Consider the following 22948-nt stretch of genomic DNA (forward strand, 5'->3'; position numbering starts at 1 on the left):
CCTTTCCAACTGGACCCCGTCCTTCGCCGGGGAGGTGCATCGGGTTATGAGAACTCTGCGCCCGGCCGCGCGCATTCTGCTCGTCGACCGCGAGGGCCGCGTGCTGATGTTCCGCTTCACCCCCGCCGATCGCCCCCCGCTCTGGTGCACGCCCGGCGGCGCGGTCGATCCGGGCGAGAGCTACGCCGCCGCCGCTCGCCGCGAGCTGTGGGAAGAAGTCGGCCTCGACATCGACTGCGGCCCCGAAGTCGCGCAACGCACCATCGACTTCCTGACCTTCGAAGGCGTCGAGGTGACCGCGGACGAACGCTATTTCCGGATCGACGTCGACACCTGCGAGGTGAAGGCGGGCAATCTCACCGAACAGGAGAAGCAACTGCTCGTCGGTCACCGCTGGTTTTCCCGAAACGACATCGCGGGCTTTCACGAAACGCTCTATCCCGCAGACCTGGTCGAGCTCCTCGACGCCACGGAACCTGCCAAGGGATAACGCGCATGCTCGACGATTTCGTCCTCCAGACCATCCTGCCGTCGACGCACGATCTCGGCGGGTTCAAGGTCCACCGCACGCTGCCGAACAAGGAACGGACGATGGTCGGTCCGTTCCTGTTCTTCGACCAGATGGGCCCCGCGCATCTCGAAATCGGCCAGGGCATCGACGTGCGCCCGCATCCGCATATCAACCTGTCGACCGTCACATACTTGTTCGACGGCGCGATCGATCACCGCGATTCGCTCGGCACGCAGGCGCGGATCGAGCCGGGCGCGGTGAACCTGATGACCGCGGGCCACGGCATCGTCCATTCCGAACGCTCGCCCGGCGACGAGCGTGCCGAAGGGCCGAACCTGTCGGGTATCCAGACCTGGCTGGCGATGCCCGAGGCGGTCGAGGAGATCGATCCCGCGTTCGAGCACGTCACCAAGGCACAGCTGCCGACGATCGAGGCGCACGGCGCTCGCTCGCGGATCATCATGGGGAGCCTCTGGGGCCAGACCGCGCCGACGACGACCTATTCGGGGACGATCTACGCCGACATCGCGCTCGATCCCGGCGCGAGCGTGCCGATCGATGCGGCGGCGGAGGAGCGCGCGATCTATCTCGCGATGGGCGAGGCCACGCTGGAAGGCGTAAAGCTCGAGCCGCAGGTGCTGTACGTGCTCCGGCCTGGTATCTCGGCGACGCTGCGGTCGGCGCATGGCGGCCGCGCGATGCTGTGCGGCGGCGATGCGTTCACGACCCCGCGCCATGTCTGGTGGAACTTCGTCAGCTCGAACCGCGACCGCATCGAACAGGCGAAACGCGACTGGAACGCGGGCAATTTCCCGAAAGTGCCCGGCGACGAAAAGGAATGGATCGAGATCCCCGCGATCCCCAAGACGGTCAGCTATCCGTGACTCCTCCCCTCCCGCAAGCGGGAGGGGGCAGGGGGTGGGCACGCGCCATCAACGAGTGATCCGCTTGCGACTGACCGCGACCTCAGCCCCTCCCGCGAGCGAGAGGGGAGCACCAGCGCCTGCTCCCTTGGCTTAGTCAGCTTGCGGGCTTTGTCGAGTAAGGGCATGACCAGCAGGCAGCGCGACGGGCAGGCCCTCCCCTGACCCCTCCCGCAAGCGGGAGGGGAATAATGTCGGACTTACAACGCATCACGCTGTCCACTGGCGTAACCCTCGACGTCGCGATCACCGGCGACCCGGCCAACCCGCCCGTCATCCTCCTCCACGGCTTCCCAGAATCCCATCGCACCTGGCGCGCCATCGCTCCGGACCTCGCCCGCGACCATTACGTCATCGCCCCCGATCAACGCGGCTTCGCGCGCTCCTCCAAACCGGAGGGCGTCGACAGCTACACCCCCGACAAGATCGTCGCAGACCTGATCGCGCTCGCCGATCACCTGAAGATTGAACGGTTCACGCTCGTCGGTCACGACTGGGGCGGCGCGGTCGCCTGGATGGCCGCGCTGCGCCACCCCGAGCGCATCGCGAAGCTCGTCATCATCAACGCCCCCCACCCGCTCGTCTTCCAGCGGACCATGTTCGACGACCTCGAACAGCGCGCCGCCAGCCAGTATATCCGCGCCTTCCGCAACCCCGATCTCGAAAAGCACATCGAGTCTATCGGCCTCGAAACCTTCTTCGACACGAGTTTTTCCAAACACGCCGATCTCGCCGCGATGGCCGAGGACAAGGCCGCCTATCTCGACGAATGGGGCCAGCCCGGCGCGATCACCGCAATGCTCAACTGGTACCGCGCCAGCGCGATCGTCGTCCCCGCAATGGACGAGACCCCGCCGCGCCCCGCCTTTCTCGATGCACCGTTTCCCCCGACCGCGATGCCGGTACTGGTGATCTGGGGTATGGAGGACAGCGCGCTGCTCCCAAGCCAGCTCGACCTCGCCGGCTATGTCCCCGATCTCACGATCGAAAAGATCGATGCGGGTCATTTCGTGCCTTGGCAAAAACCCGACGAGGTGATCGCCGCGATGCGCCGCTGGGGGATCTGATCCAAGCGCCGGTCAGCGATGTACGTACCCTTCACCTACGATACCCCCCGGCGAAGGCCGGGGCCCAACTGGGGACGGTCGTAACTCAGGGCAGCGCTACGTTACTGCAACCTCTCCAATTGGACCCCGGCCTTTGCCGGGGGGGGCGTATCCCGCTGCATATCCGCATATAATTCCAAACCTTTGCCACCTGTCTAAATCCTGACGACCACATTCTGCGATCGTTCAGCGGCGCGGGAGCAAAACCCGTGTCATGCCGTTTCGAACGGCGCCAGATACAGGAGAGCAGTCATGCGTAAGATGATCCTCGCGGCCGTTGCCGCCGCCACCCTTGTCCCCACCTTCGCCACCGCGCAAAGCTACGGCGAAGTCCGCCGCGACCAGCGCGAAATCCGCGAGAGCCAGCGCGACCTGCAGCGCGCACGCCGCTACGGCGACCGCGGTGACATCCGCGAAGCCCGTCAGGAACTGCGCGAAGATCGTCGTGAAGCGCGCGAGGACTGGCGCGACTATCGGCGCACCCACGCTAATGTCTATCGCCGCCCCGCCTATGTCGGCCCGCGCGGCTATCGCTATCGCCCCGTGACCGTCGGCTATCGCTTCGCGCCGGCCTATTACGGTCGCAACTACTGGATCAACGACTACCAGACGTATCGCCTGCCCCGTCCGGGCTATGGCTATCAACGCTGGGTCCGCTACGGCCGCGACGTCGTCCTGGTCGACACGCGCAACGGCCGCGTCGCTCAAGTCAACAACGGCTTCTTCTATTGATCTCGATCACCGGCCCGGGAGCGATCCCGGGCCGGTAGCCGTCTGGCGACGGTTGCACCCGCTCCGGCCCAACCGTAAAGCCGGGCGCGTGCCAGATTCTCAAATCATCCCCCAAATCATCATCGCCGTCCCCAAGGGACGCATCCTCGCCGAGGCCCTGCCGCTGCTCGCGCGCGCCGGGGTGCATCCGGAAGCGTCGTTCTCGGACGAGAACTCACGGGCGTTGCGCTTTGCGACCAACGATCCGGCGATCTCGCTGATCCGGGTGCGCGCGTTCGACGTCGCCACCTTCGTCGCGCACGGTGCGGCGCAACTCGGCATCGTCGGCTCGGACGTAATCGCCGAGTTCGGCTATTCGGAACTGTACGCGCCGGTCGATCTCGGCATCGGCCATTGCCGCCTGTCGGTCGCCGAGCCTGCCGAAATGGCGGCGAAGGACGATCCGCGCGGCTGGAGCCATGTCCGCGTCGCGACCAAATACCCGCATGTTACCGCAGCGCATTTTGCTAGCCGCGGCGTGCAGGCGGAGTGCGTGAAGCTCAACGGTGCGATGGAGTTGGCGCCGACCTTGGGATTGGCGCCGCGGATCGTCGATCTCGTGTCGTCGGGCCGCACGCTTTTGGAGAACGGCCTGGTCGAGGTCGAGACGATCATGGAAGTCACCAGCCGCCTGGTCGTCAACCGCGCCGCGATGAAAACGCGTGCTCGGGTCGTGCCGCTGGTCGAGGCGTTCCGTCGCGCTGTCGAAGCGCAGGAGATCGCAGCATGAGCGCGCTCTTCTGCTCCCCTTCCCGCGTGGGGGAAGGGATCGGGGGTTGGGCTCGCGCTATCCTCCGGCGTGATGCCCGCGGCGAGCGCGTGCCCACCCCCAGCCCCTCCCGCTTGCGGGAGGGGGGCAAGTGATCCGTCTATCTACATCCGACGCGGACTTTGCGACGCGCTTCACCGCGCTCGTCGAGGACCGCCGCGAGTCCGACGCTGGCGTCACGCAGGACGTCGCTGCGATCATTGCATCCGTCCGCCGCGATGGCGAAACCGCGGTCCGCGACCTCACGCAGAAGCACGACCGCCACGATCTGGAAGCTACGGGCTGGCAGATCGACGCCGCCGACTGCAAGGCCGCGTTCGACGCGCTTGATCCGGACCTCCGCACGGCGCTCGAACTCGCTGCCACCCGCATCCGCGCCTATCACGAGAAACAGCGCCCGCTCGACAGCGACTCGGTCGACTCGGCTGGTGTGAGGCTTGGCGCGCGCTGGTTGCCCGTCGATGCTGCCGGCATCTATGTTCCCGGTGGTCGCGCTGCCTATCCCTCGTCGCTGCTGATGAACGCGATCCCCGCCAAAGTGGCCGGCGTTGGACGCCTTGCGATGGTCACACCGACCCCGGACGGCCAGATCAACCCGCTAGTCCTCGCCGCCGCGCACCTCGCGGGGGTCGACGAAGTGTGGCGCGTCGGCGGTGCACAGGCGGTCGCAGCGCTGGCATATGGCGCGGGTAGGATCGAACCGGTCGACGTCATCACCGGCCCCGGCAATGCCTGGGTCGCCGAGGCCAAGCGCCAGGTCTACGGCGTCGTCGGCATCGACATGGTCGCGGGTCCGTCCGAGATCGTCGTCGTCGCGGATGCGCTCAACGACCCCGAGTGGACCGCCGCCGACCTGCTCAGCCAGGCCGAGCATGACGTGACCACGCAGTCGATCCTGTTCACCGACGATGCCGCGTTCGCCGACAAGGTGGCAGATGCGGTCGACCGCCAGTTGCGCGACCTCGCTACCGAAGCCGTTGCGCGCGTCGCTTGGGACACCAATGGCGCGATCGTCGTGGTCGATACGCTGGCGGATGCGATTCCTCTGGTCGACCGTCTAGCCGCCGAGCATCTCCAGCTGGCGATCGCCGACCCGCAAGGATTCTTTGACCGCATCCGCCACGCCGGCTCGGTGTTCCTCGGACGCTACACTCCGGAAGCGATCGGCGATTACGTCGCCGGCCCCAACCACGTCCTCCCTACCGGCCGCCGCGCGCGGTTTGCCAGCGGGCTGTCGGTGCTCGACTTCATGAAGCGCACCAGTTTCCTAGCGTTGGACGAAGCCGCCTTGCGCGAGCTTGGACCTGCCACGGTCGCTTTGGCAAACGCCGAAGGCCTGCCTGCCCATGCAAAATCGGTGGCTTTGCGGCTGCGGCTCAACAGTTAGATTGGTTCACGCGGAGACGCGGAGACGCGGAGGTGTCGACCTTGCCGCGTAGCGGCCCTTCGATCATCGGCGGATGAAGAGATAGAAGCGGCTGCGCCGCACGCAACATCTCCGCGCCTCCGCGCCTCCGCGCCTCCGCGTGAACAAACCTTCTTCGCCAACCCGCACGGGAACGCAAAGGGCTGACACAAAGCCGCCCCGCGCCTACAGGCAACCGCTTATGACTCGAACCGCCCCCCGCACCAAGGCGCGTGCCGCCGCTCGCCTCGCCGCCGTCCAGGCCACGTACCAGCACGAGATGGAGGGTACCGCGATGCCTGTCCTGCTCAACGAATTCCACCAGCACCGCCTCGGCGCGACCATCGAAGACGTTGAATATGCCGAGGCCGACGTCGATTTCTTCGACGATCTGGTCACTGGCGCCAACGCCCGCGCCGGCGAGATCGACGTGCTGATCGAGGGCAAGCTCGCCAAAGGCTGGACGCTCGCGCGGCTCGACAAGCCTATGAAGGCGATCATTCGCGTCGGCACGTATGAACTGCTCGCGCGCAAGGACGTGCCGGTGGCCGCAGTGATCAGCGAATATGTCGACGTCGCGCATGCGTTCTACGACAAGCGCGAATCGGGCTTCGTGAACGGGCTGCTCGATGGGATCGCCAAGGACGTGCGAGCCTGACGAACTCCCTCTCCCCTCCGGGGAGAGGGTCGGGGTGAGGGGCTGCCAAGCAGTGCGGCACCTGGAACGGCCCCTCACCCCAGCCCTCTCCCCGGAGGGGAGAGGGAGCAGAGAATGACCGAAGCCGAGTTCATTGCCGCTCTCCGCCAGCTCCCGCTGCATCCGGCGGCGCGCGGCCTCGACGACGATACGGCGCTGCTCGACGCGGGCCCGCTGGTCGTCACCACCGACACGTTGGTCGAGGGCATGCATTTCCTCCCGACCGACCCTGCGCACGACGTCGCATGGAAGCTGGTCGCGACCAACCTTTCCGATCTCGCCGCCAAGGGCGCGAACCCCGAGGGTATCCTCCTCAACTACCCGCTCGGCGACGACGCGTGGGATCGCGCGTTCCTCGAAGGGCTCGCCGACGTCCTGACCAAATTCAACACGCGCATCATCGGCGGCGACACCGTCACGCTTCCCCCGAACGCGCCGCGCATCCTCACCGTCACCGCATTCGGGAGCGACGCCGCCGCCCCGGCCCGCGGCGGCGCGAAAGCCGGCGACGCTCTCTACGTCACCGGTACGATCGGCGACGCAGGCGCAGGACTTGCGATCGCGCTGGGCAAGGATGGTTCGCTCGAACTGCTCGCCGCCTACCGTCGCCCGCAGCCCCGACTCGCTGACGGCCGCATCCTCGCCCCCCATGTCCACGCGATGATGGACGTGTCCGATGGCCTCCTCATCGATGCCGCCCGCATGGCGCGCGCCAGCGGCGTCGCGGTCGCGATCGACCTCGCCCGGATTCCCCTGTCGGCTGCCTACCGCGCCTTCTCGGGCGACCGCCTCGCCGCAGCGACCGCCGGCGACGACTACCAACTCCTGTTCGCTGCACCGCAAGATTTCGTCACCGACGCAACCCCCGTCGGTACGTTCTCAGCCGGCTTCGGGCTCACGCTCCACGACTCGGGAAAGCCCGTCCCGCTCCCCTCAAGTCTAGGCTACGAGCACGCCCCTCGCGGATAACTTGCGCAATGCCCCTGCACTGGTAGGTTCCTTACATCGGGACTCGGCAAAGTCGGGACCGGAGAGGACCTGAAAAGAGGGATAGCGCCGTATGACGATCGTCTATTTGGCCATGATCTGCGGCGTAATTGCCGTCCTATATGGTTTCGTCACCAGTCGACAGGTGCTCGCCGCCTCCCCCGGCAACGAGAAGATGCAGGACATCGCCGCCGCCATCCAAGAGGGCGCGAAGGCGTATCTCGGGCGACAATATACCACGATCGCGATCGTCGGCGTCATCGTCGCGGTGATCCTCATGGTGACGCTCGGCTATATCTCGACGATCGGCTTCGTCATCGGCGCGGTGCTGTCGGGTGTCGCGGGCTATGTCGGCATGAACATCTCGGTCCGCGCCAACGTCCGCACCGCCGAGGCCGCGCGGACGTCGCTGCAAGCCGGGCTGACGATGGCGTTCCGCTCGGGCGCGGTCACCGGCATGCTCGTGGCGGGTCTCGGCCTACTCGCGATCAGCGCGTTCTTCTGGTACCTCACCGGTCCCGCAGGCCACGCCCCCAACGACCGGATCATCGTCGAGGCACTCACAGCCCTCGCATTCGGCGCATCGCTGATTTCGATCTTCGCGCGATTGGGCGGCGGCATCTTCACCAAGGCGGCGGACGTCGGCGCGGATCTGGTCGGCAAGGTCGAGGCCGGCATTCCCGAGGACGATCCCCGCAACCCCGCCGTGATCGCGGACAATGTCGGCGACAATGTCGGCGATTGCGCGGGCATGGCGGCCGATCTGTTCGAGACCTACGTCGTCACGCTCGGCGTCACGATGATCTCGATCGCGCTGCTGATCCAGGCGAGCGGCGCCGAGCTGATGCGGCTGATGACCCTCCCGCTGCTCGTCGGCGGGGTGTGCATCGTCACCTCGATCATCGGCACGTACATGGTCCGGCTCGGCAAGGGCTCGATCATGGGCGCGCTCTATAAGGGCTTCTTCACCTCGACGGTCCTGTCGATCCCGGCGATCTACCTCGCCACGCAGCACGTGCTCGGCGACCTCCACCGCGTGATCGGCGGCGCCGGGTTCCTGGATCCGGCCACCGACGACCTGACGACGCAGGCCGCACCGTCGCTGACGCAGAGCTTCACAGGCATGGACTTGTTCTGGTCGATGATGATCGGCCTCGTCGTGACCGGGCTGATCGTGTGGATTACCGAATATTACACCGGCACCAACCACCGCCCGGTCCAGTCGATCGCCAAGGCGTCGGAGACGGGCCACGGTACCAACGTCATCCAGGGCCTGGCGATCAGCCTCGAATCGACCGCTATGCCGACGCTCGTGATCGTCGTCGCGGTAATCGTCGCGTACCAGCTCGCCGGGATCATCGGCATCGCCTTTGCCGCGACCGCGATGCTCGCGCAGGCCGGCATGGTCGTCGCGCTCGACGCCTATGGCCCCGTCACCGATAATGCAGGCGGGATCGCCGAGATGGCCGGCCTGCCCGACGACGTCCGCCAGCGCACCGATGCGCTCGATGCGGTCGGCAACACCACCAAGGCGGTGACCAAGGGCTATGCGATCGGCTCGGCGGGACTTGCCGCGCTCGTGTTGTTCGGCGCGTATACCACCGACCTCGCGACCTACTTTCCCGACGTCACGGTCGATTTCAGCCTGTCCAACCCGTACGTCATCGTTGGGCTGCTCCTGGGCGCGCTGCTCCCGTATCTGTTCGGCGCATTCGGCATGACCGCAGTCGGTCGCGCAGCCGGTGCCGTCGTCGAGGAAGTCCGCGAGCAGTTCCGCAACAACCCCGGCATCATGCTGGGCACCAGCCGCCCGAACTATGCGCGCACCGTCGACCTCGTCACCAAGGCGGCGATCCGCGAGATGATCGTGCCCTCGCTGCTGCCGGTGCTGTCCCCGCTCGCCGTGTATTTCATCATCACCGCGGTCGCCGGCCAGGCCGCCGGCTTCGCCGCGCTCGGTGCGATGCTGCTCGGCGTGATCGTCTCCGGGCTGTTCGTCGCGATCTCGATGACGAGCGGCGGCGGTGCGTGGGATAATGCCAAGAAATACATCGAGGACGGCAACCACGGCGGCAAGGGGTCCGAGGCGCATAAGGCCGCGATCACCGGTGACACGGTCGGCGATCCCTACAAGGACACGGCGGGGCCCGCGGTGAACCCGATGATCAAGATCACCAACATCGTCGCGCTGCTGTTGCTCGCAGCACTGGCCGGCAGCGGGGTCGGCTGATCTAAAAGAGATCGCCGCGCGGCCAAGTTACGCTGACCGCTCGGCGATCCATTTATCGCCCGGTACCTGAATATTCTCGTTCATTCCCGCGCGATACCAAGGCTATGCGCCGCTTGAGCGATTTCCGCCCAGTCCGATCGACATCGGCATTGCGCCGATACGCTGCGACCTCCTCTTGTACCGGCTACCGAACGCGATACTCTGTCCAAACGGTCGTTGGGGAATGGCCGGGGGGAGACTATTCATGACGTGGCGTATGGGCCTGCTGGCCGGCGCAATGATACCGGCGATCGTGGCGGCGCAGACCGCGCCACCGCCCGCCTCGACGCCGAAAACGAGCGCCACGCTGTCGGACCGGGTGCCGGTCGAAACCTTCGCCAAGCTTCCGACCATCGCGAATCCCAAACTGTCGCCCGACGGCACGCGCATAGCGGCGAAGATGGCGATCGACGGGGCGCAGGTGCTGGTCGTCGCGCCGCTGTTCCCCGGCGGCAAGGTCGTCGCGGCCAAGGTCGGCTCGACCGTCGACATCAATTGGTGGCGCTGGGTCGGTGACGACTGGTTGGCGGTCGGCATCGGTTCGCAGGACATGCTGTATGGCGAGGAAATCTACGTCACGCGCACGCTGGGCGTCAAAGCCGACATGACCAAGATCAACCGGATCGACTGGAAGAATTCGGGCGTCCGCGCGGACGACATCCTTTGGGCGGCACGCGACGGCACACCGCGTGTCCTGCTGTCGCGCCAGACCGGGATCGAAAGCGAAAGCCAATGGTATCCCGCGGTCGCCGAGATCGATTTGTCGACAGGCAAGGCCAAAACCGTCGCCGGCGGCCAGACGAACGTGTTCGACTGGTATGCCGATGGCGCAGGCGTCGTCCGGATGGGCTATCGCTACGACGACGACACCCGCAAGAGCTCGCTTCTGTACCGCAGCGCCAATCGCGATCCGTTCAAGGTCATCGCCTCGACCCGCGGCAAGCAGGATATCGTCATCCCCGTCACGTTCCGCGCCGACGGTACGGCGATCGCGACGGACGATTCAGGCGGTCGGGACGAGGTGTTCGAGGTCTCGCTGCCCAACCTGAAGCTCGGCAAGAAGCTGTACGGTGCCGACGGCTACGACGTCGATGGCGTGGTCGAGAACGCGACCGGCGACGACATCGACGGCATCACCGTCACCGATCGCTTCGGCCATACCGTCTGGCTGAACCCCAATCTGAAGGAAATCCAGGACGCGGTCGACAAGGCGGTCGGCGAGCGACGCGCGCGCATCGTCTCCTGGGATCGCACCCGGTCCAAATTCCTGGTGCAGGTCGGCTCGCCTTCGCAGGCGGGGGCGCTGTATTTCTACGATCCTGCGAACGAATCGATGCAGCGCTATTCCTGGCAGAACAACGACCTGAAGGCGCGGACGTTGTCCCCGGTATCGACGATCCGGTACAAGGCACGCGACGGCGTCGAGATCGAGGCGCTGCTGACCCTGCCGCGCGGGCACAGCCCGAAGACCCTGCCGCTGATCGTATTGCCGCACGGCGGCCCGTTCGCGCGCGATTCGGAGGATTGGGACTGGTGGACGCAGTATCTGGCGGAGACCGGCTATGCCGTCGTCCAGCCCAATTACCGCGGCTCCTCCGGCTATGGCACCAGTTTCGCAAAGCTTGGCGAGGGGCAATGGGGCCTGAAGATGCAGGACGATCTCGATGATGCGATCACGCATCTGGCCAAGCTCGGCATCGCCGATCCGAAGCGCGTCTGCATGGCCGGCGCGTCCTATGGTGGCTATGCGGCGATGCGCGCGGCGCAGCGGAACGGGACCGGCGACGCGGCGCCGTATCGTTGCGCGATCTCCTATGCCGGCGTGTCCGATCTTCAGGCGATGCAGCGCTACGATGGCAAGTTCCTGTACGGAAAGACCCGCGGCGACTGGCTTAAGAAACAGGCGCCGGACTATCGCAGCGTCTCTCCGCGTTTCGGCGCACCGACCTTCTCGATCCCGATCCTGATGCTGCACGGCAAAGAGGACAAGCGCGTGCCCGTGAAGCAATCGCGGATGATGGCCGCCGCGCTGAAGGAGGCGGGCAAGCCGTACGAGTATATCGAACAACCGCTCGGCGATCATCATTTCACGCGCGGCGAGGACCGGCTCGAATTCCTGAAGGCGATGGGCACGTTCCTGGCAAAGTATAATCCGGCGTAGCGTGGGCGTTACTGCACGTCGAAAGCGCCACATCGGAGCATATCGGCCGACTACGGATGCATCTCGCTTGGACGCGGGTGAGATTATCCCCGCATCTTCCGACGATGCGCAATCGTCCCGAGAATCACCTCTTCTACGGCGACAATCTCGCAGTCCTCCGCAAGGAAATCGCCGACGAGAGCGTCGACCTGATCTATCTAGATCCGCCGTTCAATTCGAACGCCAATTACGGCATCCTGTTCAAGGAACCCGACGGCAAGTCGTCGAATGCGCAGATAGAGGCGTTCGAGGATACCTGGCATTGGAACGAGACTGCGGAGGACGCCTTCGACCAAGTGCAACGCAGCGGTAGCACCAAGGCGTTCGACCTGCTCAACGCGATGCGCGGATTCCTCGGCGACAACGACATGATGGCGTATCTGGCGATGATGGCGGTGCGACTGCTGGAGTTGCACCGCGTGTTGAAGTCGACCGGGAGCCTGTATCTCCACTGCGATCCGACCGCGAGCCATTACCTGAAGCTGCTGCTCGACGCGATCTTCGGCAAGCGCCAGATCGCGAACGAGATCATCTGGTGCTACCGGCGCTATACCGCAGCCAGCAACCGGTTCCAGCGGCTCCACGACACGCTGCTCTTCTATGGCAAGACCGACCAGCGGCGCTTCAACGACATCCGCGTCCCGTATAGCGAGACATCGGGCAAGCGCGATTCGCATTACCGCGAGGACGATGACGGACGCTGGTTTCGCTGGCAGAAGCGCAAGGGCGCCGAGCCGTATCGCATCTATCTGGCTGACGGCGTCAGGCTGGGCGACTGGTGGGACATTCCGATCATCAACGCGTCGTCGAAGGAGCGTCTGGGATATCCGACTCAGAAACCCTCGGCACTGCTCGAGCGCATCATCACCGCGTCGTCGAACGAAGGCGACGTCGTGCTCGACCCGTTCTGCGGCTGCGGCACCGCAGTGCACGCGGCGGAAAAGCTCAAGCGGCAATGGATCGGGATCGACGTGACGCATCTCGCCATTTCGCTGATCGAAAAGCGGATGAAGGATGCGTTTCCCGGCGTCACCTTTACCGTCGAGGGTACGCCGAAGGATCTCGCTTCGGCCTATGACCTCGCGCTGCGCGACAAATACCAGTTCCAGTGGTGGGCGGTCTCGATGGTCGATGCGCTGCCGTTCGGCGGCCGGAAGAAAGGCGCGGATGGCGGGATCGACGGGCTGATCTATTTCAACGATCATGATCAGGCGTCGGGCAAGATGGTGACGCACCGCGCGATCGTGTCGGTAAAGGGCGGCCTCAATCCCGACAATGCGATGGTCGAGACGCTCGCCGCGACGATCGCGCGCGAAAAGGCGCCCATCGGTATCCTCATCATGAACGCCAAGCCGACCCGCGAGATGGAGCGCCGTGCCGCCGCCGTCGGGATCTACCGCGCCGGTGTCGACGAGGCATTCCCCAAACTCCAGATCCTGACGCTCGCCGACCTGTTCCAGGGCAAGCGGCCACGCATTCCCAATGTCGACCGCGCCGCATTCCGGCGTGCGGCGCGGGAAGCCATCGCGCTCCAACCGAGTTTGCTATGACGGCGCACGTCCGTTGTCCCCGACCCATGCCCTTGTTCAATGACCACCGACGGCCGATATGAGAGGTAAGCAAGCGGGTTCGGGCATAACGTCCGTGTCCGCCTTCGGCCGTGCTTTCCTTTTTCGCGAACCTGCGGTAAGGGCGCTCGTCCCGAAATTCCCCCAATTCAGAGATTATATTTGGCCAAGGAAGAACTGCTCGAGATGCGCGGCCGCGTGGTGGAACTCCTCCCCAACGCGATGTTCCGGGTTCAGCTCGAAAACGACCACGAGATTCTCGGTCACACCGCCGGCAAGATGCGCAAGAACCGCATCCGCGTGCTGGTCGGCGACGAGGTGCTGTGCGAACTCACGCCGTACGATCTGACCAAGGGTCGCATCACCTACCGCTTCAAATAAGCGCCACGCGCCGTTTGCGCGGTGCGTAGCCCAAACATCGAGGCACCAATGCTGGTCCTGGCCTCCTCCTCGCCCCGCCGCCGCGATCTGCTCGCACGGCTCGGCGTCGTGCCGTCGCGCGTGGAATCTCCCGACATCGACGAGAGCCCGCGCAAGGCGGAACCGCCCCGCGCCTATGCTCTGCGCCTCGCCATCGAGAAGGCCAGTGCCGTTGCGCGCGCGGAGGGCGAGATCGTGCTCGCTGGCGATACGACGATCGCGCTCGGCAGCCGCATCCTTCCGCCCGCCGACACGCTGGAAATCCAGCGCGACCTGCTCGGCAAGCTGTCGGGCCGGCGCCACCATTGCCTGTCCGCGGTCTGCGTGATCGACGCGACCGGCAAGGTCCGCACCCGAATCGCCGACACGATCGTGGCGTTCAAGCCGCTGTCCCCAGCCGAGATCGACGACTATCTCGCGTGCGGCGAGGGGCTCGGCAAGGCCGGCGGCTACGCGATCCAGGGCCGGGCGGAGGCGTTCGTCCGCTTCCTGTCTGGCAGTCATTCGGGTGTGGTCGGTCTGCCGCTGTTCGAGACGCGCGCACTGTTGAAGACCGCTGGCGTCGCGCTTGCCTGAGTGGCTTTACGAAGCCGGTATCGGCGAAGCGCGCGCCGCGCTGGTTCACGATGATCAGATTATCGAAGCCGCGATCGAACTCGACGACGGTAGCGCGTTGAAGGTCGGCCTCGTCGCCCGCGCAAGGCTCGTGGAGTTATTGCCGGGCCGACGCGGTCGCGTCGTTCTCGAGGGCGGAGAGGCTCTGATCAATCATCTCCCCACGGGCATCACGCAAGGCGCGAGCCTGACCGTCGAGATCGTCCGTGAAGCCCTGCCAGAGACCGGTCGTGCCAAACTCGCAAAGGCGGTCCCGACCGACTTGGCCCCCTGCTCCGCACCGACGCTGTACGAACGCCTCGTGGCGACCGGCCTGCCTGTCCGCAGTCCGCGAGCGCACGAACCCGACGCACTGGAAGCGGCGGGTTGGTCCGAACTGCTCGACGAGGCTGTCAGTGGCGAGATCGTCTTTCCGCTCGGCGCGCTGCGACTGTCGCCGACACCAGCGATGACGTTGTTCGACGTCGACGGTGCGCCGCCGCTCGAAACGCTCGCCATCGCCGCCGCGCATGCCGTCGCCAGCGCGATTCGCCGACACGGCATCGGCGGCTCGATCGGCATCGATTTCCCGACCATCGCCGGCAAGGCTCAGCGCAACGCCGTCGCTGCCGCGATCGACGAATCGCTCCTCCAACCGTTCGAGCGCACTGCGATGAACGGCTTCGGCTTCCTCCAGATCGTCCGACCTCGTCCGCGTGTGTCGATCCCGGAGATCCTACGCGCCGATCCAGTTGGTGCAGCAGCCCGCGCGACGCTGCGGACGCTCGAACGCACCCCACCGACCGCATCGCGCCGCCACACCTTGCCCGCCGCCGTCCACTCACGCCTCATGGCGCGTCCCGAGTGGCTGGCGGAAGTCGCGCGCCGCACGGGCGTCGTCCACGAACTGGAGAGCGCCTGATGCCCATGACCGCCCCAACCACCCCGACCGTCAAATGCCCGATCTGCGACCAGCCCGCGGTGCCTGAATACAAGCCGTTCTGCTCGAGCCGCCACCGCGACCGCGACCTGTTGCAGTGGCTCGGCGAAGGCTATCGCATTCCTGGGCGGCCAATCTCGCAAACGGGGCTGGACAGCGCCGAAGACCCCGACTAAACGCGCCCTTCCGATCGCAAGGTCGGACGCTTCTCCGGTCCCAGACCGGACGTGCCCGGATAGCTCAGTTGGTAGAGCATGCGACTGAAAATCGCAGTGTCGGCGGTTCGACCCCGTCTCCGGGCACCATTTTCTTACCACGTGATTTAAGCTGTCGGTTCACTCGCAAGGCAGCGAGCTTGGACCCCAAATTCCGTTCGTGCTGAGCGAAGTCGAATCACCTTCGCTTGGGTCGAACCCTTCGACTTCGCTCAGGGCGAACGGAAGGGGGCCGAACGGAATTGGGGGGTATCCTTGATGGGCCTTTAGCGCCGGATCCGCGTGACGTGCCCCATCTTCCGCCCTGCCCGCGCGGTGCCCTTGCCGTACAGGTGCAGGTGCGCGCCGGGCTCGGCCAGCAACTCTGCCCAGCGGTCCGCGTCGTCGCCGATCAGGTTCTCCATCGTCGCTTCACGACCGGTCAGCGTCGTCGCGCCTAGCGGGAGGCCGCAGATCGCGCGGATGTGGTTTTCGAATTGCGAGCATTCGGCGCCTTCAATCGTCCAGTGACCGGAATTGTGCACGCGCGGGGCCATCTCGTTGAACACCGGGCCATCGGCGCCGACGAAGAACTCGCAGGCCAGCATGCCGACATAGTCGAGTTCGGCGGCGATCCGCTGCGCCAACGCTGCGGCTTCGTCGGCCTGGCCCAGCACTGCGGCGAGTGCGGGGACGGTCGAATGGCGGAGGATCGCGTCGCGGTGGACGTTGAGCGGCGAATCGTAGCGGGCGATGCTGCCGTCGAGACCGCGGGCGATGAGGATCGAGAACTCGTGCTCGAACGGGACGAAGGCTTCGAGCACCGCGGGGCCGCCGATCGCGTCCCAGGCGGCGTGCGCTGCGGCGCGTGTGTCGAGCTTGACCTGCCCCTTGCCGTCATAGCCGAAGCGGGCGGTCTTGAGGATGGCGGGGGTGCCGATCGCCTCCAGGCCCGCTTGCAGGCTTTCGAAGCTGTCGACCGCGGCCCACGGTGCCGGACGACCGCCGACGCTCTCCACGAAGCGTTTCTCGCCGATCCGCTCCTGTGCGACGCGGAGCGCGCGGGGGCTGGGATGGACGGGGACGCGGTCGGCGAGCCATTCGACGGGCTCGACCGCGATGTTCTCGAACTCGTAGGTCACAACGTCGCAGGCGTCGGCGAAGTCGGCCAGCACGATGCGGTTGTAATAGTCGGCGCGCGTCATCGTCGAGGCGGACTGCGCGGCGACGCTCTCCTGGTCGGGCGCGAGGACGTGGGTGTGATAGCCGAGCTGCGCCGCGGCGGTGGCGAGCATGCGGCCGAGCTGGCCTCCACCGAGGATGCCGATGGTCGATCCGGGGGGAAGCGGCGTCATGTCTCGGCGTCCTTCAGGCGGGGTCGGTGGCGACGGCATCGGTCTGTGCGGCGCGCCAGGCCTTCAGGCGCTCGGCCAGCGCATCGTCCGAGGTGGCGAGGATCGCAGCCGCCAGCAGCCCAGCGTTGATCGCGCCGGGCTTGCCGATCGCGAGCGTGCCGACCGGGATGCCGCCGGGCATCTGGACGATCGAGAGCAGGCTATCCATGCCCTTGAGCGCCTTTGATTCGACCGGCACGCCGAGCACCGGGAGATGCGTCATCGAGGCGGCCATGCCGGGGAGGTGCGCCGCGCCGCCTGCGCCTGCGATCACGACTTTCAGGCCGCGGTCCGCCGCGGTGGTCGCGTAGTCGTAGAGGCGTTGGGGAGTGCGGTGGGCGGAGACGACCTTGGTCTCGTAGGCGACACCGAGCGCGTCGAGCGTCTCGGCGGCGTGGCGCATCGTCTCCCAATCGGAGGTGCTGCCCATAATGATGCCGACTAGAGCCATTTCCGTCCCCGGATCAAAGGAGCGCCGTGCCTAGCGATGGGCGGGGGTTAGGGCAATGTTGTTGGTGGGTGGATGGTACCTGCCACGCAAAACTGCACCTCCCCGGCGGAGGCCGGGGTCCAGTTGGGAGAGGTTGCTAACGAGGGACGACGCTCCGTTATTGCCACCTTTCCAACTGGGCCCCGGCCTTCGCCGGGGAGGTGCTACTTCAGAGGGGCTTACCGCTCGCTGAGGTAGTAGCGGTCCGTTGCCTTCAGGTCGGCGTCGAGTTCGTAGACGATCGGTTGGCCGGTCGGGATCTCGAGGCTGGTGATCTCGTCGTCGGGGATGTTGGAGAGGTGCTTGACCAGCGCGCGCAGCGAGTTGCCGTGGGCGGAGATCAAGACGCGCTGGCCGTCCTTCAGCGCGGGGGCGATGCGCTCGTCCCAGTATGGAAGCACGCGGGCGATGGTGTCCTTGAGGCTCTCGGTCTTGGGGATCGTGATGCCGTCATAGCGCCGGTCCTTCGACAGGTCGAATTCGCTACCGTCGTCGAGCGCCGGGGGCGGGACGTCGAAGCTGCGGCGCCAGATGTGGACCTGCGCATCGCCATGCTTGGCCGCGGTCTCGGCCTTGTCGAGCCCGGTGAGGCCGCCGTAATGCCGCTCGTTCAGGCGCCAGTCCTTCTCGACCGGGAGCCAGAGCCGGCCCATCGCCTCGAGCGCGATGTTGAGCGTCTTGATCGCCCGCGTCTGGAGGCTGACGAAGGTCTGGTCGAAGTCGAGACCCTTGGCGGCCATCAGTTCGCCCGCGGCCTTGGCCTCGGCCTCGCCCTTCTCGGTCATGTCGACGTCCCACCAGCCGGTGAAGCGGTTCTCGAGGTTCCAGGTGGACTGGCCGTGGCGGATCAGGACTAGGGTCGGCATTCGGGGCTCCTGTAAAAAGAAGGTTAGGCAGGGTTAGGCCAACGCACGGTCCGATGTCTCGATGACCAGCCCAACAAGATCCACGCTAACCAGTTCAGATTTCATCGATCATGTCGGCGAGCGTCTCAAGCATCGCGTGCGCGAGCCGTTTCGAGCGCTCGGGCGACCAGCCGAACTCGGGATCGGGATTCGCGTCGTGATCCTTGAACGGCATTTCCAGCGTCATCGACACCGCACCGAAGCGCTCGGCGACCTGATTGGTCGACATCGACAGGTTCGCCGAGCCCGGCGCGGACTTGGGATAGCCCTTCTCGGTCTGGAAATCGGGCGTGTGCGCTGCGAGCCGCCGGCCGTATTCGTAGAATTTCTCGCCGTGCGCGTCGGTCCAGGAGGCGATGCCTTCGAAGCCGGCGATGAAGTTCGCGGGGATCGCCTCGTCGCCGTGGATGTCCATCGCGACGTCGACGCCGGTCTGGTCCATCGCGTTGCGGACGCACAGGACTTCGGGGCTCTTCTCTAGCGTCGGCGTGTGCCATTCGCGATTGAGGTTCACCCCCACGGCATTGGTGCGCAGGTGACCGCGACGCGTACCGTCGGGGTTCATGTTGGGGACGACGTTGAAGGTAACTTTCGCCAGTAGCGCGGCGGTGACCGGATCGGCCGAATCGGTCAGCCGCTCCAGCGCGCCTTCCATCCACCATTCGGTCATCGATTCGCCGGGATGCTGGCGCCCGTAGATCCAGACCTGCTTGGGACCGCTGCCGATGGTGAAGCAGTCGATCGCCTGACCGTCGAGCGACTGGCCGAGTTCGCGGTGCGCGACGCCCGGCAGCAACGCGGTGCGTGCGACCAGAGCCTCGTGCATCTCCATCGTGTACGGCGCGAAATAGGCGAACCAGGCGAGATCGGTATCGGCGGTGAAGTCGAATTCGAGCACGCCGTCGGCGTACCGCGTCTCGATCATCCGCCACGCCTGGCGATCGGTGCTGGCACGCGCCTTGTAGCCCGGCCAGCCGAACGGGTAGGCCGACTTGCCAGCGTTCAGGATGCGGTAGGTGAGAGTCCGTCCAGCCGCTCCCGCCACGCGGAAATAGAACCACTGGAAAAAGTCGGACTGGAAATCGGTGACGATCTCCAGGTCGATTCGGTCTCCTTCGATGGCGACAACGCGGATGTTGCCGCCATCGAAGGCTGCGTTGATGGTGACCGGGCTCATTGTTTGGGCGTTCATTTCACCTGAATAGTGCGACCGGACTCACCGGGGAACCCCATGAACAGCGCGCGGGCGAGCTTGCCGGCCTGGATATCGGTCGTCGCATCCTCCTTGCGGGCATCGGCGAACGACTGCGCGCGGCCTTCCCATACGGGCGACTGGTCGGCGGTCCGTTTGATCGTCACCGACAACTCGGAGACGAGGATCGCAGTGCTGCCGCCGCCGCCGATCGGGAAGCCGACGCCACCGCCGAGCCCGACGCCGCCACCGCCGCCGCGACGACCGCCGCCACCGCTGAAGCCGCCGCCACCAATGCCGATGCTGATCGGCGACTGCCGGGGCGGCCCCGCCTGCGTGGTACGGGTGAAGCCGACGGTAGCAACCAGCAGCGGCTTCGCGCCCGGCGCCGGCACGCTATAGCCAGCCTGGAGCAACTGACCCTGCACGGCGGCGGCATAGGTCTTGAACTCGATGCTGGCCGGGCCGCCGCCCGTCAGCGGCTGGACCGCGATGGTGCCGCGGTCGATCGGCTCGCCCAGATGATAGCGCAGCACCTCGGTCGGCGGCAGCGACGGGCCGGTCGCGCACGCGGTGAGGGATGCGCTTGCCAGCGCCAGGACCAGGATCGAACGTACCGCCATCGGGACTTCCTTAGAATGTTGCGCTATAGTAACGCTCCGACCAGCCGAGTGGGTTCCCGGATGGTAAGAGCGTGTCCGTTGCTTGACTTGGACACACCCCGCCATTAGGCGATCCCGTCTTTCCGCACACCTAGATTTGAAAAGAAGCGAATCGATCATGAAGATCCGCAATTCCCTGAAGTCGCTCAAGGATCGTCACCGCGATAACCGCGTGATCCGTCGTCGTGGCCGTACCTACGTCATCAACAAGACCAACCGTCGCTTCAAGGCACGCCAGGGTTAAACTCCTGAAGACCGCCGTCATTTTCGACGTCGGTCGTGTCCTTTACGACTGGGATCCCCGGATCCTGTACGAGCGCCTGATCGACGACGATCGGGCGCTCGACGCGTTCCTGCGCGATGTCGTGACGATCGACTGGCACTTCCAGCACGACGCTGGCCGCGACTTCGCCGACACCTCGGCGGAGCTGTCGGCGTTGCATCCGCACCATGCCGACCTGATCGCTGCCTGGGGGCCGCGGTTCAACGAAAGCATCGGTGCGCGAATCGCCGGGATGCACGAGATCGTCGAGGAACTGGACGCGGCCGGCGTACCGCTGTTCGCGATCACGAACTTCAGCCACGAGTTCTGGCCACCCTTCCGCGCGCGTGAAGCGCATCTGTTCGACCGGTTCCGCGACGTGGTCGTGTCGGGCGAGGAGAAGATGGTGAAGCCCGATGCGGCGATCTATCTGCTGGCGCTGGCGCGATTCGGGCTGGCGGCGGAGGAGACTGTGTTCGTCGACGACAATGCGGCGAACGTCGCGGCGGCGCGGGCGTTGGGGATCGAATCGGTGCTGTTCACGGATGCCGCGAGTTTTCGCGCGCGGTTGGTCGAGCTTGGGCTCCCGATCGCGGCTTAGGCGTCATCCTGACGAAAGTCGGGATTCAGAATAAAGAACGCCAGCACTCGCGGCTCTGGATCCTGACTTTCGTCAGGATGACGGGAGGTAACACGATGCTGACGGACCGCGATTATCCTGATCGTTACGTCCGTCCTCGAATCCCCGTAATTTCGCCTAATGCGCGATTCTCTAAAACATGCCGCAGCGAAGATGAGTCGACGAACCGACCCCAAGCCGGGGTAGTTCGAGGGAACAGACCCACAACCGGTGGAAATGGTTGCAGAATATTTACAAAAAATCAGCTATACGATGTTGCAAGAAACGGGGCAATTTCGGGAAAATCGATGCACGACGAGCAAGGTCTTGTGCGCGAACGACGCGCGCTTCTGAAGAATAGTTTGGTATTGGCGGGGGCTCTGGCGGTGCCAGGTGCGGTATCCGCAACGACTCGCTTCTCGCGGCCACTGACGGCACGCGATCTGAAGCCGATGACGCAGCCGCCGCTGCCGCGCACCACGGTCGCGGTCACGTCGCCGAAGGTGGTTCGGCCCGACCTGCTGCGCCAGGCGATGGCATCGCTCAGCCGCCACGGCAGCCGCATCCAGCATCACGACCGGATCGCGATCGCCGATTTCGCGGCACCGTCGGGCAAGCCGCGCTTCCACTTCATCGACCTCGCCAGCGGGCGCAGCACGTCGTTGCTGGTCGCGCATGGCAGCGGGTCGGATCCGGCGCATACCGGGTATCTGGAGCGCTTCTCGAACCGCTTCGGCTCGAACGCCTCGTCCGAGGGCGCGTTCGTCACGGACGATTATTACGTCGGCAAGCATGGTCGCTCGCAGCGCCTGATCGGGCTCGATCCGACCAACAACAACGCGCTCGACCGTGCGATCGTCGTGCATTCGGCGTGGTACGCCAACAAGGACATGATCGAGAGCCATGGCATGCTCGGTCGCAGCCAGGGCTGCTTCGCGGTCGGCGAACGTGACCTGGACCAGGTGTTCGCACGCCTCGGTGCCGGCCGGATGATCTACGCCGCGAAGGTCTGAGATACCGGCCCGGACCGCGGTCTACCCGGCGGTCTGGGCCATCCGGCTCTGTTCTATCCTGCGGCGCGCGCGCCTTACGCCGCCGATGACGCCCGACCACAGCAACGCCTCCAGTCCGGCGTAGCCGAGCCCGAGATGATCGGGGCGGACCGCCAGCACGTCCGATGTCGCCCCAGCGCCGCGCGGTCTCACAGCGGATCAGGCGGATGTCGTGTGCAGAACAGTCCTGCGTCGCGAGAAAGTCCGCCTGGATCACGCTCAATGCACTGCCGAGCATCGCCAGCGCGGCGCGATCGGGGACGGGCCGCTTGGCCATGTTGTGCAGCACGATCAACTGCGCGACCCGTTCGGCACGATCGTCGAACAACCGGGCATAGCGTTCGGTCAGGACGCGGACCGAGGCGGCCTCCATCGTGTCGACGAAGCGCTTCAATACGCCGCCCGGATGGACGCGGTACAGCACCAGCGCCTCGTCGAGCCGGGCGATCGCCCCGAAATGCTGGATCCGCTGATACAGGTCGAAATCCTCGGCATAGAGCAGCTCGGGCCGGGTCACCGGATCGAGCCGCCGGGCCACCTCCGTCCGCATCATCGTCGACGACCAGACCAGCGGGTTCTCGATACAGGTCAGCCACGCGACCAGCGCGGGCGTCGTGGTCGGCGCGTAGCGCGACGGGGCGACGACGCCTTGGGTGAGAAGTTCGGCGCCGGTGCCCAGCAACACGGTTCCGGGATGCGCGTCGAGATACGCGACCTGACGGGCCAAGCGATCGGGGCGACAGATGTCGTCGTGATCCAGCGCGGCGATATAGCACCCGCGCGCCTCGGCGAACCCGCGATTGCGGGCGAGCACCGGGCCGCCGTTCCTCGCCACCTTGACCAGTCGGACGCGCGGATCGGGCCAGGCACGCACCACGTCGCGCGTATCGTCGGTCGAGCAGTCGTCGACGACGATCACCTCGAAATCGGCGAAGGTCTGCGCCTGGAGGCTGGCGAGCGTCTCTCCGATCAAACCGGCGCCGTTATACGCGGGCCATCACGACGCTGACGGCGGGAT

At 65.8% G+C, this 22948-nt stretch carries 24 protein-coding genes, 1 tRNA gene and 1 pseudogene; 19 read left to right on the top strand and 7 right to left on the bottom strand.

All coding sequences use genetic code 11. The annotated features are described in order from the left end of the window. The first annotated feature begins 46 nt into the window (after positions 1-46). The 16 genes from QFZ54_RS11945 to QFZ54_RS12020 all read left to right on the top strand — a co-directional run bounded on the left by QFZ54_RS11945 (position 47) and on the right by QFZ54_RS12020 (position 15465). Positions 47-490: an NUDIX hydrolase gene (locus QFZ54_RS11945; RefSeq protein ID WP_307087358.1), complete on the top strand. Its 444-nt coding sequence runs from the start codon at positions 47-49 to the stop codon at positions 488-490. 5 nt (positions 491-495) lie between these two features. After that, a complete protein-coding gene (locus QFZ54_RS11950; RefSeq protein ID WP_307087359.1) occupies positions 496-1395 on the top strand; it encodes a pirin family protein in 900 nt (299 codons plus the stop codon). A 230-nt stretch (positions 1396-1625) separates the two neighbouring features. Next, positions 1626-2501, top strand: a complete 876-nt coding sequence (locus tag QFZ54_RS11955) for an alpha/beta fold hydrolase (protein ID WP_307087361.1) — start codon at positions 1626-1628, stop codon at positions 2499-2501. 291 nt (positions 2502-2792) lie between these two features. Further along, entirely contained in the window at positions 2793-3272 is a 480-nt protein-coding gene (locus QFZ54_RS11960; RefSeq protein ID WP_307087363.1) for an RcnB family protein, read from the top strand. Positions 3273-3375: 103 nt separating this feature from the next. Further along, positions 3376-4041, top strand: a complete 666-nt coding sequence (gene hisG, locus QFZ54_RS11965) for an ATP phosphoribosyltransferase (RefSeq protein WP_307089425.1) — start codon at positions 3376-3378, stop codon at positions 4039-4041. A 130-nt stretch (positions 4042-4171) separates the two neighbouring features. After that, entirely contained in the window at positions 4172-5467 is a 1296-nt protein-coding gene (gene hisD / locus QFZ54_RS11970) for a histidinol dehydrogenase (protein ID WP_307087365.1), read from the top strand. Between the two features lie 220 nt (positions 5468-5687). Further along, on the top strand, positions 5688-6143 hold the full coding sequence (gene nusB / locus QFZ54_RS11975; protein WP_307087367.1) for a transcription antitermination factor NusB: 456 nt from the start codon (positions 5688-5690) through the stop codon (positions 6141-6143). Between the two features lie 114 nt (positions 6144-6257). Further along, a complete protein-coding gene (gene thiL, locus QFZ54_RS11980; protein WP_307087369.1) occupies positions 6258-7151 on the top strand; it encodes a thiamine-phosphate kinase in 894 nt (297 codons plus the stop codon). Between the two features lie 91 nt (positions 7152-7242). Further along, entirely contained in the window at positions 7243-9399 is a 2157-nt protein-coding gene (locus QFZ54_RS11985; RefSeq protein ID WP_307087372.1) for a sodium-translocating pyrophosphatase, read from the top strand. A 244-nt stretch (positions 9400-9643) separates the two neighbouring features. Beyond that, complete coding sequence (locus QFZ54_RS11990; RefSeq protein WP_307087376.1) at positions 9644-11599, top strand: alpha/beta hydrolase family protein; 1956 nt, start codon at positions 9644-9646, stop codon at positions 11597-11599. A 104-nt stretch (positions 11600-11703) separates the two neighbouring features. Beyond that, complete coding sequence (locus tag QFZ54_RS11995; protein ID WP_307087378.1) at positions 11704-13188, top strand: DNA methyltransferase; 1485 nt, start codon at positions 11704-11706, stop codon at positions 13186-13188. Between the two features lie 180 nt (positions 13189-13368). Further along, positions 13369-13587 (top strand): translation initiation factor IF-1, encoded by a 219-nt coding sequence (infA, locus tag QFZ54_RS12000; protein WP_031441079.1) that lies wholly within the window; start codon positions 13369-13371, stop codon positions 13585-13587. A gap of 48 nt (positions 13588-13635) precedes the next feature. Further along, complete coding sequence (locus QFZ54_RS12005) at positions 13636-14202, top strand: Maf family protein (RefSeq protein WP_056063873.1); 567 nt, start codon at positions 13636-13638, stop codon at positions 14200-14202. Continuing rightward, on the top strand, positions 14195-15142 hold the full coding sequence (locus tag QFZ54_RS12010; protein ID WP_307087384.1) for a ribonuclease: 948 nt from the start codon (positions 14195-14197) through the stop codon (positions 15140-15142). Before QFZ54_RS12005 ends, QFZ54_RS12010 begins: the two co-directional genes overlap by 8 nt. A 5-nt stretch (positions 15143-15147) precedes the next feature. Continuing rightward, on the top strand, positions 15148-15336 hold the full coding sequence (locus QFZ54_RS12015) for a DNA gyrase inhibitor YacG (RefSeq protein ID WP_307089428.1): 189 nt from the start codon (positions 15148-15150) through the stop codon (positions 15334-15336). A 53-nt stretch (positions 15337-15389) separates the two neighbouring features. After that, positions 15390-15465: transfer RNA gene (locus QFZ54_RS12020), tRNA-Phe, on the top strand. A gap of 176 nt (positions 15466-15641) precedes the next feature. Here the strand turns inward: QFZ54_RS12020 and QFZ54_RS12025 are convergent. The 5 genes from QFZ54_RS12025 to QFZ54_RS12045 all read right to left on the bottom strand — a co-directional run bounded on the left by QFZ54_RS12025 (position 15642) and on the right by QFZ54_RS12045 (position 19958). Beyond that, positions 15642-16709 carry a 5-(carboxyamino)imidazole ribonucleotide synthase gene (locus tag QFZ54_RS12025; RefSeq protein WP_307087386.1) on the bottom strand — a complete coding sequence of 356 codons (1068 nt, stop codon included), beginning with the start codon at positions 16707-16709 and terminating at the stop codon, positions 15642-15644. A gap of 13 nt (positions 16710-16722) precedes the next feature. Then, positions 16723-17199 (bottom strand): 5-(carboxyamino)imidazole ribonucleotide mutase, encoded by a 477-nt coding sequence (gene purE / locus QFZ54_RS12030; RefSeq protein ID WP_307087388.1) that lies wholly within the window; start codon positions 17197-17199, stop codon positions 16723-16725. A gap of 218 nt (positions 17200-17417) precedes the next feature. After that, complete coding sequence (gene gpmA, locus QFZ54_RS12035) at positions 17418-18104, bottom strand: 2,3-diphosphoglycerate-dependent phosphoglycerate mutase (RefSeq protein ID WP_307087390.1); 687 nt, start codon at positions 18102-18104, stop codon at positions 17418-17420. 94 nt (positions 18105-18198) lie between these two features. Further along, positions 18199-19320, bottom strand: coding sequence for a M14 family metallopeptidase (locus QFZ54_RS12040; protein ID WP_307087392.1), 1122 nt, complete (start codon positions 19318-19320; stop codon positions 18199-18201). Between the two features lie 11 nt (positions 19321-19331). Beyond that, a complete protein-coding gene (locus QFZ54_RS12045) occupies positions 19332-19958 on the bottom strand; it encodes a DUF4136 domain-containing protein (RefSeq protein WP_307087394.1) in 627 nt (208 codons plus the stop codon). Between the two features lie 157 nt (positions 19959-20115). On the opposite strand from QFZ54_RS12045, the gene ykgO reads away from it, so the two are divergent. The 3 genes from ykgO to QFZ54_RS12060 all read left to right on the top strand — a co-directional run bounded on the left by ykgO (position 20116) and on the right by QFZ54_RS12060 (position 21891). Further along, complete coding sequence (gene ykgO / locus QFZ54_RS12050) at positions 20116-20241, top strand: type B 50S ribosomal protein L36 (protein ID WP_003046794.1); 126 nt, start codon at positions 20116-20118, stop codon at positions 20239-20241. A 4-nt stretch (positions 20242-20245) separates the two neighbouring features. Continuing rightward, positions 20246-20860: an HAD-IA family hydrolase gene (locus tag QFZ54_RS12055; protein ID WP_307089430.1), complete on the top strand. Its 615-nt coding sequence runs from the start codon at positions 20246-20248 to the stop codon at positions 20858-20860. A gap of 326 nt (positions 20861-21186) precedes the next feature. Next, entirely contained in the window at positions 21187-21891 is a 705-nt protein-coding gene (locus QFZ54_RS12060; protein ID WP_307087396.1) for a murein L,D-transpeptidase catalytic domain family protein, read from the top strand. A gap of 21 nt (positions 21892-21912) precedes the next feature. On the opposite strand, the gene QFZ54_RS12065 is transcribed toward QFZ54_RS12060, so the two are convergent. Further along, positions 21913-22083 (bottom strand): hypothetical protein, encoded by a 171-nt coding sequence (locus QFZ54_RS12065; RefSeq protein WP_307089546.1) that lies wholly within the window; start codon positions 22081-22083, stop codon positions 21913-21915. 379 nt (positions 22084-22462) lie between these two features. Further along, positions 22463-22903: pseudogene (locus QFZ54_RS12070) on the bottom strand (glycosyltransferase family 2 protein); the annotation flags it as partial. Positions 22904-22948 lie beyond the last annotated feature (45 nt).

It is taken from the genome of Sphingomonas faeni, from assembly GCF_030817315.1.
GTDB classification, from domain to species: Bacteria; Pseudomonadota; Alphaproteobacteria; order Sphingomonadales; family Sphingomonadaceae; genus Sphingomonas; species Sphingomonas faeni_C.